The organism is Bacillus sp. TH30, from assembly GCF_016650875.1.
GTDB lineage: Bacteria > Bacillota > Bacilli > Bacillales > Bacillaceae_G > Bacillus_A > Bacillus_A mycoides.
This window is the reverse complement of record NZ_JAEKEY010000002.1, coordinates 2,361,069-2,378,039: the sequence shown is the minus strand read 5'-3', so window position 1 is coordinate 2,378,039 and position 16,971 is coordinate 2,361,069. Positions and strand designations below refer to the sequence as shown.

The window sequence follows — 16,971 nt, the reverse complement described above, 5'->3', positions numbered from 1 at the left end:
ACGCTAAGAGTAAGGATATGATAAATTAATAAACGTCGCTGATGCAGAAATGCAGAAAACGACAAAAAGGAAATTAAAAAACTTAGTTGACATCGAAAAATGAAGATGTTAACATAAGGAAGTCGCAAATGAGCGACTAAGTAGTTCTTTGAAAACTGAACGAAACAAACAACGTGAACGTCAATTTTTATTTTTAGATGCTAGACAAACTAACTTTATTGGAGAGTTTGATCCTGGCTCAGGATGAACGCTGGCGGCGTGCCTAATACATGCAAGTCGAGCGAATGGATTAAGAGCTTGCTCTTATGAAGTTAGCGGCGGACGGGTGAGTAACACGTGGGTAACCTACCCATAAGACTGGGATAACTCCGGGAAACCGGGGCTAATACCGGATAATATTTTGAACTGCATAGTTCGAAATTGAAAGGCGGCTTCGGCTGTCACTTATGGATGGACCCGCGTCGCATTAGCTAGTTGGTGAGGTAACGGCTCACCAAGGCGACGATGCGTAGCCGACCTGAGAGGGTGATCGGCCACACTGGGACTGAGACACGGCCCAGACTCCTACGGGAGGCAGCAGTAGGGAATCTTCCGCAATGGACGAAAGTCTGACGGAGCAACGCCGCGTGAGTGATGAAGGCTTTCGGGTCGTAAAACTCTGTTGTTAGGGAAGAACAAGTGCTAGTTGAATAAGCTGGCACCTTGACGGTACCTAACCAGAAAGCCACGGCTAACTACGTGCCAGCAGCCGCGGTAATACGTAGGTGGCAAGCGTTATCCGGAATTATTGGGCGTAAAGCGCGCGCAGGTGGTTTCTTAAGTCTGATGTGAAAGCCCACGGCTCAACCGTGGAGGGTCATTGGAAACTGGGAGACTTGAGTGCAGAAGAGGAAAGTGGAATTCCATGTGTAGCGGTGAAATGCGTAGAGATATGGAGGAACACCAGTGGCGAAGGCGACTTTCTGGTCTGTAACTGACACTGAGGCGCGAAAGCGTGGGGAGCAAACAGGATTAGATACCCTGGTAGTCCACGCCGTAAACGATGAGTGCTAAGTGTTAGAGGGTTTCCGCCCTTTAGTGCTGAAGTTAACGCATTAAGCACTCCGCCTGGGGAGTACGGCCGCAAGGCTGAAACTCAAAGGAATTGACGGGGGCCCGCACAAGCGGTGGAGCATGTGGTTTAATTCGAAGCAACGCGAAGAACCTTACCAGGTCTTGACATCCTCTGAAAACTCTAGAGATAGAGCTTCTCCTTCGGGAGCAGAGTGACAGGTGGTGCATGGTTGTCGTCAGCTCGTGTCGTGAGATGTTGGGTTAAGTCCCGCAACGAGCGCAACCCTTGATCTTAGTTGCCATCATTAAGTTGGGCACTCTAAGGTGACTGCCGGTGACAAACCGGAGGAAGGTGGGGATGACGTCAAATCATCATGCCCCTTATGACCTGGGCTACACACGTGCTACAATGGACGGTACAAAGAGCTGCAAGACCGCGAGGTGGAGCTAATCTCATAAAACCGTTCTCAGTTCGGATTGTAGGCTGCAACTCGCCTACATGAAGCTGGAATCGCTAGTAATCGCGGATCAGCATGCCGCGGTGAATACGTTCCCGGGCCTTGTACACACCGCCCGTCACACCACGAGAGTTTGTAACACCCGAAGTCGGTGGGGTAACCTTTATGGAGCCAGCCGCCTAAGGTGGGACAGATGATTGGGGTGAAGTCGTAACAAGGTAGCCGTATCGGAAGGTGCGGCTGGATCACCTCCTTTCTATGGAGAATTGATGAACGCAGTTCATCAATAAACGTTGACTTGTTTTGTTTCGTTCAGTTTTGAGAGAACTATCTCTCAAGTTTAAATGTATGTTCTTTGAAAACTAGATAACAGTGTAGCTCATATTTTTTTAATTTTAGTTTGGTTAAGTTAGAAAGGGCGCACGGTGGATGCCTTGACACTAGGAGTCGATGAAGGACGGGACTAACGCCGATATGCTTCGGGGAGCTGTAAGTAAGCTTTGATCCGAAGATTTCCGAATGGGGAAACCCACTATACGTAATGGTATGGTATCCTTACCTGAATACATAGGGTATGGAAGACAGACCCAGGGAACTGAAACATCTAAGTACCTGGAGGAAGAGAAAGCAAATGCGATTTCCTGAGTAGCGGCGAGCGAAACGGAATCTAGCCCAAACCAAGAGGCTTGCCTCTTGGGGTTGTAGGACATTCTATACGGAGTTACAAAGGAACGAGGTAGACGAAGCGACCTGGAAAGGTCCGTCACAGAGGGTAATAACCCCGTAGTCGAAACTTCGTTCTCTCTTGAATGTATCCTGAGTACGGCGGAACACGTGAAATTCCGTCGGAATCTGGGAGGACCATCTCCCAAGGCTAAATACTCCCTAGTGATCGATAGTGAACCAGTACCGTGAGGGAAAGGTGAAAAGCACCCCGGAAGGGGAGTGAAAGAGATCCTGAAACCGTGTGCCTACAAATAGTCAGAGCCCGTTAATGGGTGATGGCGTGCCTTTTGTAGAATGAACCGGCGAGTTACGATCCCGTGCGAGGTTAAGCTGAAGAGGCGGAGCCGCAGCGAAAGCGAGTCTGAATAGGGCGTTTAGTACGTGGTCGTAGACCCGAAACCAGGTGATCTACCCATGTCCAGGGTGAAGTTCAGGTAACACTGAATGGAGGCCCGAACCCACGCACGTTGAAAAGTGCGGGGATGAGGTGTGGGTAGCGGAGAAATTCCAATCGAACCTGGAGATAGCTGGTTCTCCCCGAAATAGCTTTAGGGCTAGCCTTAAGTGTAAGAGTCTTGGAGGTAGAGCACTGATTGAACTAGGGGTCCTCATCGGATTACCGAATTCAGTCAAACTCCGAATGCCAATGACTTATCCTTAGGAGTCAGACTGCGAGTGATAAGATCCGTAGTCAAGAGGGAAACAGCCCAGATCGCCAGCTAAGGTCCCAAAGTGTGTATTAAGTGGAAAAGGATGTGGAGTTGCTTAGACAACTAGGATGTTGGCTCAGAAGCAGCCACCATTTAAAGAGTGCGTAATAGCTCACTAGTCGAGTGACTCTGCGCCGAAAATGTACCGGGGCTAAATACACCACCGAAGCTGCGAATTGATACCAATGGTATCAGTGGTAGGGGAGCGTTCTAAGTGCAGTGAAGTCAGACCGGAAGGACTGGTGGAGCGCTTAGAAGTGAGAATGCCGGTATGAGTAGCGAAAGACGGGTGAGAATCCCGTCCACCGAATGCCTAAGGTTTCCTGAGGAAGGCTCGTCCGCTCAGGGTTAGTCAGGACCTAAGCCGAGGCCGACAGGCGTAGGCGATGGACAACAGGTTGATATTCCTGTACCACCTCTTTATCGTTTGAGCAATGGAGGGACGCAGAAGGATAGAAGAAGCGTGCGATTGGTTGTGCACGTCCAAGCAGTTAGGCTGATAAGTAGGCAAATCCGCTTATCGTGAAGGCTGAGCTGTGATGGGGAAGCTCCTTATGGAGCGAAGTCTTTGATTCCCCGCTGCCAAGAAAAGCTTCTAGCGAGATAAAAGGTGCCTGTACCGCAAACCGACACAGGTAGGCGAGGAGAGAATCCTAAGGTGTGCGAGAGAACTCTGGTTAAGGAACTCGGCAAAATGACCCCGTAACTTCGGGAGAAGGGGTGCTTTCTTAACGGAAAGCCGCAGTGAATAGGCCCAAGCGACTGTTTAGCAAAAACACAGGTCTCTGCGAAGCCGTAAGGCGAAGTATAGGGGCTGACACCTGCCCGGTGCTGGAAGGTTAAGGAGAGGGGTTAGCGTAAGCGAAGCTCTGAACTGAAGCCCCAGTAAACGGCGGCCGTAACTATAACGGTCCTAAGGTAGCGAAATTCCTTGTCGGGTAAGTTCCGACCCGCACGAAAGGTGTAACGATTTGGGCACTGTCTCAACCAGAGACTCGGTGAAATTATAGTACCTGTGAAGATGCAGGTTACCCGCGACAGGACGGAAAGACCCCGTGGAGCTTTACTGTAGCCTGATATTGAATTTTGGTACAGTTTGTACAGGATAGGCGGGAGCCATTGAAACCGGAGCGCTAGCTTCGGTGGAGGCGCTGGTGGGATACCGCCCTGACTGTATTGAAATTCTAACCTACGGGTCTTATCGACCCGGGAGACAGTGTCAGGTGGGCAGTTTGACTGGGGCGGTCGCCTCCTAAAGTGTAACGGAGGCGCCCAAAGGTTCCCTCAGAATGGTTGGAAATCATTCGTAGAGTGCAAAGGCATAAGGGAGCTTGACTGCGAGACCTACAAGTCGAGCAGGGACGAAAGTCGGGCTTAGTGATCCGGTGGTTCCGCATGGAAGGGCCATCGCTCAACGGATAAAAGCTACCCCGGGGATAACAGGCTTATCTCCCCCAAGAGTCCACATCGACGGGGAGGTTTGGCACCTCGATGTCGGCTCATCGCATCCTGGGGCTGTAGTCGGTCCCAAGGGTTGGGCTGTTCGCCCATTAAAGCGGTACGCGAGCTGGGTTCAGAACGTCGTGAGACAGTTCGGTCCCTATCCGTCGTGGGCGCAGGAAATTTGAGAGGAGCTGTCCTTAGTACGAGAGGACCGGGATGGACGCACCGCTGGTGTACCAGTTGTTCTGCCAAGGGCATAGCTGGGTAGCTATGTGCGGAAGGGATAAGTGCTGAAAGCATCTAAGCATGAAGCCCCCCTCAAGATGAGATTTCCCATAGCGTAAGCTAGTAAGATCCCTGAAAGATGATCAGGTTGATAGGTTCGAGGTGGAAGCATGGTGACATGTGGAGCTGACGAATACTAATAGATCGAGGACTTAACCATATAATATGAAGCTAATGTTATCTAGTTTTGAAGGAATATATATTTAAAATTCCTTTTGACATTCTCAAAAGAATGTGTATAATGATAAAAGTCTGGTAATGATGGCAGAGAGGTCACACCCGTTCCCATACCGAACACGGAAGTTAAGCTCTCTAGCGCCGATGGTAGTTGGGACCTTGTCCCTGTGAGAGTAGGACGTTGCCAGGCTTATATTATTCCGCAGTAGCTCAGCGGTAGAGCTATCGGCTGTTAACCGATCGGTCGTAGGTTCGATTCCTACCTGCGGAGCCATTATGCTTCCATAGCTCAGCTGGTAGAGTACTTCCATGGTAAGGAAGAGGTCACCGGTTCAAGCCCGGTTGGAAGCTTGGGAAAAGTTTTTGTTTTTTTTTGGCCCGTTGGTCAAGTGGTTAAGACACCGCCCTTTCACGGCGGTAACACGGGTTCGAATCCCGTACGGGTCACCACTTTTGGAGGATTAGCTCAGCTGGGAGAGCACCTGCCTTACAAGCAGGGGGTCGGCGGTTCGATCCCGTCATCCTCCACCATATATTTTTAAATGTCGGAGGGGTAGCGAAGTGGCTAAACGCGGCGGACTGTAAATCCGCTCCTTTGGGTTCGGCAGTTCGAATCTGCCCCCCTCCACCATTTTCTTTAAAATAACCTGAAAGGGTTTATTTTTTTGAAAAGATAACCATACTAGTAAATATTAATGGGCTATAGCCAAGCGGTAAGGCAACGGACTTTGACTCCGTCATGCGCTGGTTCGAATCCAGCTAGCCCAGCCATTTACGAGCCATTAGCTCAGTTGGTAGAGCATCTGACTTTTAATCAGAGGGTCGAAGGTTCGAATCCTTCATGGCTCACCATTTTCGCGGAAGTAGTTCAGTGGTAGAATACAACCTTGCCAAGGTTGGGGTCGCGGGTTCGAATCCCGTCTTCCGCTTAATTACTAAGGGGCCTTAGCTCAGCTGGGAGAGCGCCTGCCTTGCACGCAGGAGGTCAGCGGTTCGATCCCGCTAGGCTCCATATAAATAGGAAAAGCTTACATCAAATGATGTAAGCTTTTTTTGTGTTTAAATTCCACTCAAAAAGGAAACTGTTCCGTATATCGTTTAAAATGAAAAAAAGGGATTGAATAAGGGGGGGATAATTATGAAAGTTGTCATTGCATCGGATTCATATAAAGAAAGCCTGAAAGCTATAGAGGTATGTGAAGCTATTGAAAGGGGCTTTGCAGCAGTTTTTCCTAAAGCAGAGTACGTTAAAGTACCAATTGGAGATGGAGGTGAAGGAACGGTCGAATCTCTTGTTGGTGCTACAATGGGGGAAATTATATCACTTAATGTGACAGGGCCGCTTGGAGAGAGCGTGCAAGCCTATTATGGTATGTCTAAGGATAAGGAGACAGCATTTATTGAAATGGCGGCAGCATCAGGATTACAACACGTTCCAATTGAAAAGAGAAACCCACTTATTACAACGACAAAAGGGACAGGCGAACTGATATTACATGCATTAGATCAAGGAGCTAAACACATTATTTTAGGGCTTGGAGGAAGTGCTACAAATGATGGTGGGGCAGGTATGTTGTCTGCTTTAGGCGTAGAGTTTATTAATAGGAAAGGTGAAGTAATTGAGCCCTCTGGAGGAACATTGCATTTGATTACTGCTCTTAATCTTTCTCGTATGGATACACGTTTGAAGGATATAAAGCTAGAAGCAGCATGTGATGTCGACAATCCATTAGTTGGACCAAGGGGAGCGTCTTTTGTATTTGCGAGACAAAAAGGTGCGAATGTAGAGATGATGAAAGAGCTAGATGAGAATTTAAAACATTATGCTAATATACTTAAACAACATGTGTCTTTTGATGTATCTGAAATACCAGGTGCGGGGGCAGCTGGAGGAACGGGAGCCGCTGTCGTTGCAGTACTAAAGGGACAGCTAAGAAAAGGGATTGAAATTGTATTAGATTATACAAATTTTGATAAGTGTATAGAGGGTGCCGATCTTATTGTAACTGGTGAGGGAAGGATAGATGAACAAACAGCTTATGGAAAAGCTCCTGTTGGTGTCGCGAAGCGGGCGAAATGTCGTCATATTCCTGTAATTGCTATTGGTGGATCTGTATCTCCGAATTATACGACTGTTTACGAAAAGGGAATTGATGCAGTGTTTAGTATTACGGCTAGCCCAATGACATTAGAAGAAGCATATAAAGCGGCAGAAGAGAATATCGAAATGACAGCAAAAAATATTGCAGCAGTGTGGAAACTAGCATCAGAAAAACGCTTCTAAGTGTAGAAGTGTTTTTTAAATTCAGTTATTTGAGGATATTTTGTGTAATTCTAGGTATTGATGGAGAAAGGCACGGATAAAAATATTAGCTGATAGAAAAGTTAGTTGGTTCATTAAGTTAACTTTATACATAGAATAGTTTAAAAATCGGGAATCCAACGTAAATATAAGTGAATAAAATGTATATCCATGCAGAAAAATGTCGAGTTGAGTCAGACTATATAAAAGATTTAAAATATTTAGTGAAGGCATAAAAGGGGGATACTATCTATGAAAAAAGAAATCTCAGTTATTGGAGTTCCAATGGATTTAGGACAGATGCGTCGCGGGGTTGATATGGGACCAAGCGCGATCCGTTATGCAGGGGTAGTTGAAAGAATTGAACAAATTGGATATGACGTAAAAGATATGGGAGATATATGTATAGAGAGAGAAAAAGAAGTAGATGAAAATACAAAGTTACGAAACCTTACTCAAGTTGCAACTGTATGTAATGAACTAGCGACTAAGGTTGATCATATTATAGAAGAAGGTCGTTTTCCACTTGTATTAGGCGGTGATCATAGTATTGCTATCGGTACGCTAGCTGGTGTGGCGAAACATTATAAAAATTTAGGTGTTATTTGGTATGATGCACACGGTGATTTAAATACAGAAGAAACATCACCATCTGGAAATATTCACGGTATGTCACTTGCTGCAAGTTTAGGTTATGGACATTCTTCACTTGTAGATTTATACGGGGCATACCCGAAAGTAAAAAAAGAGAACGTTGTAATTATAGGTGCACGTGCATTAGATGAAGGGGAAAAAGACTTTATTCGTAATGAAGGCATTAAAGTATTTTCAATGCATGAAATTGATCGTATGGGTATGACGGCTGTTATGGAAGAAACAATTGCTTACCTATCTCATACTGACGGTGTTCATTTATCATTAGATTTAGATGGTCTTGATCCTCATGATGCACCAGGAGTTGGGACGCCTGTAATTGGTGGTTTATCGTATCGTGAAAGCCACCTAGCGATGGAAATGTTAGCAGAAGCTGATATTGTTACATCTGCTGAATTTGTTGAAGTAAATACGATTTTAGATGAGAGAAATAGAACAGCAACAACAGCGGTTGCTTTAATGGGTTCTTTATTCGGTGAAAAACTAAAATAAATGTAAGAAAAGCAACTGAGAAGTTGCTTTTTTTATTTGAAAATAGGCGTATAATAATGACTTATATTATACTGTAGGATAAGAAAGTTTGACATCTTACCAATTTAAGCTAAAGGGGGGCGTTTGTAATTGTCGTTTGGTTCATGTATGGTATAATTAACTAGTTGTTGGAAATACATACAGATAGAGCATAAAATAATATTTCAATATATGGATAGAATTGCTCGTAAGTAGGAGGAAGGGTTAGCATGCCTTTTGAAGATACGACCATTTTGAAATATCTTAGTACGGCATTAGATATTGCTGTTGTATGGTTTATTATATATAAGCTAATTCTTATAATTCGGGGCACGAAAGCGGTGCAACTTTTAAAAGGTATTACAGTTATTATTGTCGTCCGGATGATTAGTATTTTACTTGAATTGCATACGCTATATTGGCTAACGGAACAAGTATTAACGTGGGGATTTTTAGCCGTCATTATTATTTTCCAGCCAGAATTGAGAAGAGCACTTGAGCAGCTAGGACGGGGTAGCTTATTTTCGCGTGTGGGAAATCAGGGGGAAGATGAACCTGAAATTGTTGCAACAGCGATAGCTAAAGCAACGGAATATATGGGAAAACGTAGAATTGGTGCACTAATTACTTTGTCAAAAGAGACTGGGATGGATGATTATGTAGAAACGGGTATTCCGCTAAATGCAAATGTATCATCGGAATTACTCATTAATATTTTTATCCCTAATACCCCTCTTCATGATGGAGCAGTAATTATGCAGGGAAGTACAATTAAAGCAGCAGCATGTTACCTTCCTTTATCAGAAAGCCCATTTATTTCTAAGGAGTTAGGAACTAGGCATCGCGCTGCAATGGGAGTTAGTGAAGTCACCGATAGTATTACAGTAGTTGTGTCGGAAGAAACAGGCCAAATTTCTTTAACGAAAAACGGTGAGTTACATCGTGATTTGAAGACAGAACAGCTAAAGGATATGTTGTTAGCTGAATTCAGTGGGAACGAAAAAACGACTTCTTCGTCTTTATGGAATTGGAGGAGAAAGCGTCATGGATAAGTTAATGGAGAATCATTGGTTTTTAAAAGGAATCTCATTACTATTGGCGTGTATGCTTTTTATGTCAGCAACTTTAACTGAAAAAAATACGACAGCGAATATACTGCCTTTCTTAAATGATGCGAAAGAAACATTAACTAATCATGCTATTAACCTTAAGTATGATGAAGAGAAGTATATTGTAAGTGGTATTCCATCAGAGGGAGTTAAGGTGAAGTTAGAAGGTCCAAAAGCAGCGGTTGCTGCAACAAAAAATAAAAGACAATTTGATATACCAGTTGATTTGGAAGGTCAACCAAAAGGAACGTATGAAGTTTCTTTAAAAGCGAACGGGCTTCCAGATGATGTGAAGGGGACAGTTCAGCCAGCAACAATTAAAGTCACTCTTCATGAAAAAGCAAAAAAGTATGTTCATGTAGATTTAAAATTATCAAATGAAGACCAGATGCCAGCAGGTGCTACCATTGAGAAATCAAGTATTAAGCCTGACACTGTTGAAGTAGTTGGAACAAAAGAAGAAATAGAAAGTATTTCATCTGCTAAGGCATATATAGATTTAAAAGGTGTTAATAAAACAGTTACAAAAACAGCAGACGTTACATTATACAATAAAGAAGGAAAACGTTTAAATGTAAAAACAAGTCCATCTAAAATAAGTGTAACGGTGAATGTAGCGACACAAGCTACAGCAAATAATGTCGAAAAAACAGTTCCTTTAACATATTCGAAAAAAGGGAATTTACCAGAAGGTTTAGCTGTTACAAATATTAGTGTTGAACCAAAAGAAGTAACGATAGCAGGTCCAAAAGACATTTTGGATAATATACAATCTATAGAGGGGGTCGAGGTAGATCTTAGTCAATTGACGGATTCTACAACATTCGATGCCTCTGTTTTATTGCCAAAAGGTGTAACAAGTGCAAAACCAAATCAAGTGAAGGTTTCCATAGGGGTACAAAAGGTAAAACAAATGAAAAGTAAAACTATTGATGGTATCCCGATTCAAAAAAGTGGAATTCCGAATGATGTTACTGCGCAGCTACTTTCGCCACAAGATGGAAAGATAAGCGTTGATATTTCAGGAGAAGCAAGTATAGTAGATAAAATAACAGTTGCTCAAATAACAGCGGCGATTAATCTGCAAAATGTATCTCCGGGGACGAATGATGTTTCTATTCAAGTGAGTGGTCCTGGTAATATTTCGATAGAAGCAAAACAAAAAAGTGCTAAAGTCACAATTGTGAAGAAAGAAAAGCCGGATAAAGAAGTACAGGGTAATATTGAACAACCAGATTCAAAAAACAATCAAGAAAATCAAACTGAAAAACCAAAAAATCCTGAACCTAATCCAGAAAAGGATCAGGAAAAAGATAAAGACAAAGACAAAGAAAAAGACAAAGACAAAGAAAAAGAAAATGGCCAAGAAACGAGCCAAGAACCAACAGTAGATAATCAAAAAGAGCACGAAAAAGGAGCGAATAATAATGGGTAAATATTTTGGTACAGACGGAGTACGCGGGGTTGCAAATAAGGAATTAACACCTGAATTAGCTTTTAAAATAGGACGTTTTGGCGGCTATGTATTAACAAAAGATACAGATCGTCCAAAAGTAATTATTGGCCGTGATACACGTGTATCTGGACATATGCTAGAAGGAGCTTTAGTAGCAGGCCTATTATCAACTGGAGCGGAAGTAATGCGCCTTGGTGTTATTTCTACACCAGGTGTGGCTTATTTAACAAAAGCTTTAGGGGCGCAAGCAGGTGTTATGATCTCTGCATCTCATAACCCAGTACAAGATAATGGAATTAAGTTCTTCGGTTCAGATGGATTTAAATTAACAGATGAGCAAGAAGCAGAAATTGAAGCGTTATTAGACAAAGAAGTTGATGAGCTACCACGTCCAACAGGTACTAACCTTGGACAAGTGAGTGATTACTTTGAAGGTGGACAAAAATATTTACAATACATTAAACAAACTGTAGAGGAAGATTTCTCTGGTTTACATATTGCTTTAGATTGTGCACATGGTGCTACATCTTCTTTAGCTCCATATTTATTTGCAGATTTAGAAGCTGATATTTCAACAATGGGAACTTCACCGAACGGTATGAATATTAACGCTGGAGTAGGTTCTACGCATCCAGAAGTATTAGCTGAATTAGTAAAAGAAAAAGGTGCTGACATTGGTCTTGCTTTTGATGGTGACGGAGACCGTTTAATCGCAGTAGACGAAAAAGGAAACATCGTTGATGGCGATCAAATTATGTTTATTTGCGCGAAGTATATGAAAGAAACTGGCCAATTGAAACATAATACAGTTGTTTCAACAGTTATGAGTAACTTAGGTTTCTACAAAGCGCTTGAAGCAAACAATATTACAAGTGATAAAACAGCAGTTGGTGATCGCTACGTAATGGAAGAGATGAAACGTGGTGGATATAACCTGGGCGGAGAACAATCAGGTCATATTATCTTACTTGATTACATTACAACTGGTGATGGAATGTTAAGTGCACTTCAACTTGTAAATATCATGAAAATGACGAAAAAACCATTATCTGAGCTTGCAGGCGAGATGACAAAATTCCCACAATTACTAGTAAATGTTCGTGTAACAGATAAGAAACTAGCACTAGAAAATGAGAAAATTAAAGAAATTATTCGTGTTGTAGAGGAAGAAATGAACGGAGACGGTCGTATTCTTGTTCGTCCATCTGGAACAGAACCACTTATTCGTGTAATGGCAGAAGCACCGACACAAGAAATTTGTGATGGGTATGTACATCGTATTGTAGAAGTTGTGAAAGCTGAAGTTGGCGTTGAATAATTAGTCGATTTTATTTAAAAGGAGCACAAAAAGTGCTCCTTTTTCATATGTTTTATAGACAATGAAAAAAATTTCATTGACGATTTATATTGTTTGTTATACGATGGTCTTGTTCTTTTTCTCAAAGGAAATATTGTAAATTATAAAAGCGCCAGAACTACAAGTATTGTAGTTGACGAGGTGGAGTTTATCGAGATTTCGGCGGATGACTCCCGGTTGTTCATCACAACCGCAATCTTTTACTTAAAACATTAAGGTGACTTAGTGGACAAAGGTGAAAGTGTGATGAGAGAAGAGGAACGGATGAATACTAGCTGTATAAGTATATACGGACTTTAACCCAATCGAGAGGAAGGTGAAAGCCGTTACAAGCTTACAGGGCTAGCAATATGTAATCCGTTTTTTAGTATAAATAAAAATGGTATCGGACTATGTCGTTACATGTTCGCAGAGCAGTGTAAGCATTTGTAACGGCGACTAAACATGTGTGGAATCGTAGGATTTATTGGAGAGCAAGATGCAAAGGAAATTTTATTAAAAGGTTTAGAAAAGCTAGAATATCGCGGATATGATTCAGCAGGTATTGCAGTACAAGCAGAGAACGGTGTTATTGTATACAAAGAAAAAGGCCGTATTGCAAAACTTCGCGAAGTCGTAGAAGAGAATGTAGCAGCAAGCGTGGGAATCGGTCATACACGCTGGGCTACACACGGTGTTCCAAGCAAATTAAACGCGCATCCGCATCAAAGTACATCAAAACGCTTTACACTAGTTCATAACGGTGTAATTGAAAACTATGAATTAGTGAAAAAAGAATATTTACAAGATGTAACGTTCGTAAGTGAAACAGATACAGAAATTATCGTGCAGCTTATGGAACAACAAGTAAGTACAGGACTAAGTGTAGAAGACGCGTTCCGTCAAACGTTATCTCTTTTACATGGTTCTTACGCAATCGGACTACTTGATGCTGAAAATCCAAACATGATTTATGTTGCTAAAAACAAAAGCCCGCTATTAGTAGGTGCTGGTGATAACTTTAATGTTATTGCAAGCGACGCTATGGCGATGTTACAAGTTACAGATCAATTTATCGAGTTAATGGATAAAGAAATGGTAATCGTAACAAAAGAAAGCATTACAATTAAAAACTTACAAGGTGAAACGATTGAACGTGCACCGTTTACAGCGGAATTAGACGCAAGTGATATTGAAAAAGGAACGTATCCTCATTTCATGCTAAAAGAAATCGACGAGCAACCACTTGTAATCCGTAATATTATTCAAAAGTACCAAGATGAAAATGGCGAAATTGAATTAGATCAAGATATCCGTAACGCAATTTTAGATAGCGATCGCATTTACATCATTGCATGTGGAACAAGTTATCATGCAGGTCTTGTTGGAAAGCAATTCATTGAGAAATTTGCGAAAGTACCAGTTGAAGTACATGTAGCAAGTGAATTCTCTTACAACATGCCATTATTAACAGAAAGACCATTCTTCATTTACATTTCACAAAGTGGTGAAACAGCTGATAGCCGTGCAGTACTTGTGCAAACAAATGAAATGGGTCATAAAGCATTAACAATTACAAACGTACCTGGTTCTACGCTTTCTCGTGAAGCTGATTATACACTTCCTTTATATGCAGGACCAGAAATCGCAGTTGCATCGACGAAAGCATACACAGCACAGCTTGCAGTACTTTCAATCTTAGCGGCTGACATTGCAAAAGCAAAAGGTGAGGTTCTTGATTTCGATTTAACACATGAATTAGGACTTGTAGCAAATGCAATGGTAGTACTTTGTGATCAAAAAGAAGAGATGGACGCATTAGCAAAACAATTTTTAGCAACAACGCGTAACTGCTTCTTCATCGGACGTAGCGTAGACTTCTTCGTAGGTTTAGAAGGTGCGTTAAAACTAAAAGAAATCTCTTACATCCAAGCAGAAGGATTTGCTGGAGGAGAATTAAAACACGGTACAATTGCCTTAATCGAAAACGGTACACCAGTTATCGCACTTGCTACACAAGAGCACGTGAACCTTGGAATTCGTGGTAACGTGAAAGAAGTAGTAGCACGCGGAGCTAACCCATGTATCATCTCAATGAAAGGCTTAGAAATGGAAGGAGACAGCTTCGTATTACCAGCTGTACACGAAGCACTAGCACCGCTAGTAGCAGTTATTCCATTCCAACTTATCTCATACTACGCAGCGCTTCACCGCGAATGTGACGTTGATAAGCCACGTAACTTAGCTAAATCTGTTACTGTTGAGTAGGAGATTGGTAGAGTAACTAGATTATTGTAAATTTAAAATAAAGTCACGAAGTTTATAAAAAAGTTGTGAAGCTTTGCCCCTTTGGATATGATTATCTAAAGGGGCATTTTTGTGTCGAAAAAAAGAACATCTAAAATCGATAAGTGGATTAAAGAGGGGCAAGGAACTGGCAGTGGGATTTAAAAAGTATAAAAACCGGCAGATAGCATGAGGTTTTATCGGATTTGGGACGGAACTACTTTTATTTAACTGAATTTTCTGTTGTTATTTCAGATATTCGTTGATGGAAAAAAACACTGATTAAAGTTTCACTTTATTGAACAAATTAGATTACTAGACATTACAAGGGGGTTTATTAATGAAGGTGAAAGAAAAAACATATTTAAGTATAGAAGAGATTATTTCATTACCAACCTTATCAGGTGCAAATATAAGTGATGACGGCAAAGGCGTAGCATTTGTTAAGAAGACAGCTAACTGGAAAGACAATACATATAGGAATCATATATGGATATATGAAAAAGATAAGGAGCAGAGTTACCTATTAACAACTGGGGATATAGATAGTATATACCCATTATGGTCCCCAGATTCTAGGGATATCGCATACCTTAGCCCAGTTGGTGACGGAGATAATAAGAAAAATCAAATCTTTGTTAAGTCAATAGATGGTTATAGTGAGTTACAAATTACTGATGAGAAAGAAGGGGTCAGTACATTCAAATGGGAGCCTACTGGTAAAGGTTTTTATTATGTTGCACAGTCAAAAGAATGTGAGGAAATAAAGAAACGTAAAGAGCTATATGGGGACTTCCAACATGCAGGTAAGGAACATCGGAATAATTGTTTATATTACATTGAAATAGAAAAAGGGATACAAAGTGATAAAGAGGAACGTGAGATTAGCGGTGTTTATCAACTAACGGATGGTAAGGATTTTTATATACATAACTTTGATATTTCAAATGATGGGACAAAGGTTGTATTTATGGCTACACCAAGCTTAAACGATTATATGAATGGTGATCTATACATATTAGATATTGAAGCTCGAGAACTACAAAAGATGAATATAGATAAGTTGTTGGGAGGGAGCGTTTGCTTTTCTCCTGAAGGCAGCAAAATATGTTACTCGGCAAGCATAAGGGAGAAGGAGTACTATAAGACTCATATACAAGACAGTACATTAGAGATATATGATATGAATAATGGAAAGCTAATTCGACCTTTACTAGATTTTGATAGTACGGTTATGCCATTACAGTGGACAGATAAGGGGATTTTAATTAGATGGCAGGATAAAACTAACTATCGTATTGGATTGCTATGTGAGGATGGCACTGTGGAAATGTTAGGTGACAAAGTAGATGGCTTTATAATGGATGCTTCTATAACAAGGGATGGAAATCATATATCCTATAGTAAGGCTATAACAAATGAAACCTTTGAAATCTATTTAGACGATAAAAAAATAACGGATGAAAATAGCCTTTTTAAAGGGAAGCTGAAAAGTAACAGGGAAATAATCTCATGGCAAAGTAGTGATGGTCTTGAAATAGAGGGTGTTTTATCAACCCCAGTAGATTTTGATGCTAACAAAAAATATCCTTTATTAGTAGTAATCCATGGTGGACCAGCTTGGGCATCTTTTCCGATATTCTCAGACTGTTTTAATGAGAAATATCCGATTGAGCAGTTTATCGAAAAAGGCTTTATAGTTTTAGAGCCAAACTATAGAGGAAGTTCTGGCTATGGTAATGAGTTCTTAAAAGCCAACTATAGAAAACAGGGAATTGCTGACTACGAGGATGTTATATCTGGAGTGGATGAACTAGTTGAGCAAGGGATTGTAGATAAAGATAGAGTAGGAGTTATGGGATGGAGTAACGGAGGATATATATCAGCCTTCTGTTCTACGTTTAGTAATAGATTTAAAGCTATTTCAGTTGGGGGCGGAATTACTAACTGGAGTACCCATTATGTAAATACAGATATCCCTTACTTTATTAGAATGCATTTAGGAAATACTCCATGGAATGATCCAGATATATATACAAAAACATCGCCAATGACATATATTAAATCAGCCTGTACGCCTACCTTAATCCAACATGGCGAAAAGGATGCAAGGATTCCAACTTCCAATGCATATGAGCTATATCAAGGGTTAAGGGATATGGAAGTTAATACAGAATTAATTATTTTTAAAGGAATGGCATATAGTTCTGACCAGCCAGAAATTAATGTGGCTATTATGAAGCAGAATTTGATGTGGTTTTCACACTATATTCTTGGAGAAAGTATGAAAGAATTTAGGGTTTTATAATGGCTTGTTTTAGTCTTTAAGCTTTTTAGGTGCTTGAAATAAAGTCGTACACATTTATTCGGTTATATATGATTGAGTTTAACATTGCGGATAAGGCAAACTGTGAAATGTTTTGGTGTAAATGAGAAAAGAGCCTGAATGTAGGCTCTTTCCTTATT

The 16,971-nt window shown here is 41.3% G+C and carries 7 protein-coding genes, 9 tRNA genes, 3 rRNA genes and 1 pseudogene; all 20 read left to right on the top strand.

Annotated features, from left to right (window positions below):
- Positions 1-215 precede the first annotated feature (215 nt).
- The 20 genes and pseudogenes from JFU20_RS14290 (at position 216) to JFU20_RS14195 (ending at position 16,813) form a co-directional block, all read left to right on the top strand.
- Positions 216-1,767: ribosomal RNA gene (locus JFU20_RS14290) — 16S ribosomal RNA — on the top strand.
- Between the two features lie 146 nt (positions 1,768-1,913).
- Positions 1,914-4,835, top strand: a 23S ribosomal RNA gene (locus JFU20_RS14285).
- A 91-nt stretch (positions 4,836-4,926) separates the two neighbouring features.
- Positions 4,927-5,042 (top strand): 5S ribosomal RNA (gene rrf / locus JFU20_RS14280).
- Together the 16S, 23S and 5S rRNA genes with 9 tRNA genes alongside form the textbook arrangement of a ribosomal RNA operon.
- A gap of 9 nt (positions 5,043-5,051) precedes the next feature.
- A tRNA-Asn gene (locus JFU20_RS14275) sits at positions 5,052-5,126 on the top strand.
- 4 nt (positions 5,127-5,130) lie between these two features.
- Positions 5,131-5,203, top strand: a tRNA-Thr gene (locus JFU20_RS14270).
- Between the two features lie 24 nt (positions 5,204-5,227).
- Positions 5,228-5,302 (top strand) — tRNA-Glu (locus tag JFU20_RS14265).
- A gap of 5 nt (positions 5,303-5,307) precedes the next feature.
- Positions 5,308-5,383 (top strand) — tRNA-Val (locus JFU20_RS14260).
- Positions 5,384-5,399: 16 nt separating this feature from the next.
- Positions 5,400-5,483: transfer RNA gene (locus JFU20_RS14255), tRNA-Tyr, on the top strand.
- Positions 5,484-5,548: 65 nt separating this feature from the next.
- Positions 5,549-5,623, top strand: a tRNA-Gln gene (locus tag JFU20_RS14250).
- Between the two features lie 5 nt (positions 5,624-5,628).
- Positions 5,629-5,704: transfer RNA gene (locus tag JFU20_RS14245), tRNA-Lys, on the top strand.
- A gap of 5 nt (positions 5,705-5,709) precedes the next feature.
- Positions 5,710-5,781, top strand: a tRNA-Gly gene (locus JFU20_RS14240).
- Positions 5,782-5,791: 10 nt separating this feature from the next.
- A tRNA-Ala gene (locus JFU20_RS14235) sits at positions 5,792-5,864 on the top strand.
- A gap of 126 nt (positions 5,865-5,990) precedes the next feature.
- Positions 5,991-7,136 (top strand): glycerate kinase, encoded by a 1,146-nt coding sequence (locus tag JFU20_RS14230; RefSeq protein WP_002009863.1) that lies wholly within the window; start codon positions 5,991-5,993, stop codon positions 7,134-7,136.
- Between the two features lie 270 nt (positions 7,137-7,406).
- Complete coding sequence (gene rocF, locus JFU20_RS14225) at positions 7,407-8,300, top strand: arginase (protein ID WP_002009861.1); 894 nt, start codon at positions 7,407-7,409, stop codon at positions 8,298-8,300.
- 248 nt (positions 8,301-8,548) lie between these two features.
- A complete protein-coding gene (cdaA, locus tag JFU20_RS14220; protein ID WP_002091475.1) occupies positions 8,549-9,370 on the top strand; it encodes a diadenylate cyclase CdaA in 822 nt (273 codons plus the stop codon).
- On the top strand, positions 9,363-10,862 hold the full coding sequence (locus tag JFU20_RS14215) for a CdaR family protein (protein ID WP_201038706.1): 1,500 nt from the start codon (positions 9,363-9,365) through the stop codon (positions 10,860-10,862). Before cdaA ends, JFU20_RS14215 begins: the two co-directional genes overlap by 8 nt.
- Complete coding sequence (gene glmM / locus JFU20_RS14210; protein ID WP_002139928.1) at positions 10,855-12,201, top strand: phosphoglucosamine mutase; 1,347 nt, start codon at positions 10,855-10,857, stop codon at positions 12,199-12,201. The genes JFU20_RS14215 and glmM overlap by 8 nt, the downstream gene beginning before the upstream one ends.
- Before the next feature lie 285 nt (positions 12,202-12,486).
- A pseudogene (locus tag JFU20_RS14205) lies at positions 12,487-12,672 on the top strand (hypothetical protein).
- Positions 12,673-12,684: 12 nt separating this feature from the next.
- Positions 12,685-14,487, top strand: coding sequence for a glutamine--fructose-6-phosphate transaminase (isomerizing) (gene glmS, locus JFU20_RS14200; protein WP_002009853.1), 1,803 nt, complete (start codon positions 12,685-12,687; stop codon positions 14,485-14,487).
- A 358-nt stretch (positions 14,488-14,845) separates the two neighbouring features.
- Positions 14,846-16,813 carry a S9 family peptidase gene (locus tag JFU20_RS14195; protein WP_002009851.1) on the top strand — a complete coding sequence of 656 codons (1,968 nt, stop codon included), beginning with the start codon at positions 14,846-14,848 and terminating at the stop codon, positions 16,811-16,813.
- The last annotated feature ends 158 nt before the right edge of the window (positions 16,814-16,971 follow it).

Bases quoted from the DNA above. Each gene is read 5' to 3' on its own strand.
- glmS (WP_002009853.1), top strand. From the start codon at position 12,685: ATGTGTGGAATCGTAGGATTTATTGGAGAGCAAGATGCAAAGGAAATT.
- glmM (WP_002139928.1), top strand. From the start codon at position 10,855: ATGGGTAAATATTTTGGTACAGACGGAGTACGCGGGGTTGCAAATAAG.
- rocF (WP_002009861.1), top strand. From the start codon at position 7,407: ATGAAAAAAGAAATCTCAGTTATTGGAGTTCCAATGGATTTAGGACAG.
- cdaA (WP_002091475.1), top strand. From the start codon at position 8,549: ATGCCTTTTGAAGATACGACCATTTTGAAATATCTTAGTACGGCATTA.
- JFU20_RS14215 (WP_201038706.1), top strand. From the start codon at position 9,363: ATGGATAAGTTAATGGAGAATCATTGGTTTTTAAAAGGAATCTCATTA.
- JFU20_RS14195 (WP_002009851.1), top strand. From the start codon at position 14,846: ATGAAGGTGAAAGAAAAAACATATTTAAGTATAGAAGAGATTATTTCA.
- JFU20_RS14230 (WP_002009863.1), top strand. From the start codon at position 5,991: ATGAAAGTTGTCATTGCATCGGATTCATATAAAGAAAGCCTGAAAGCT.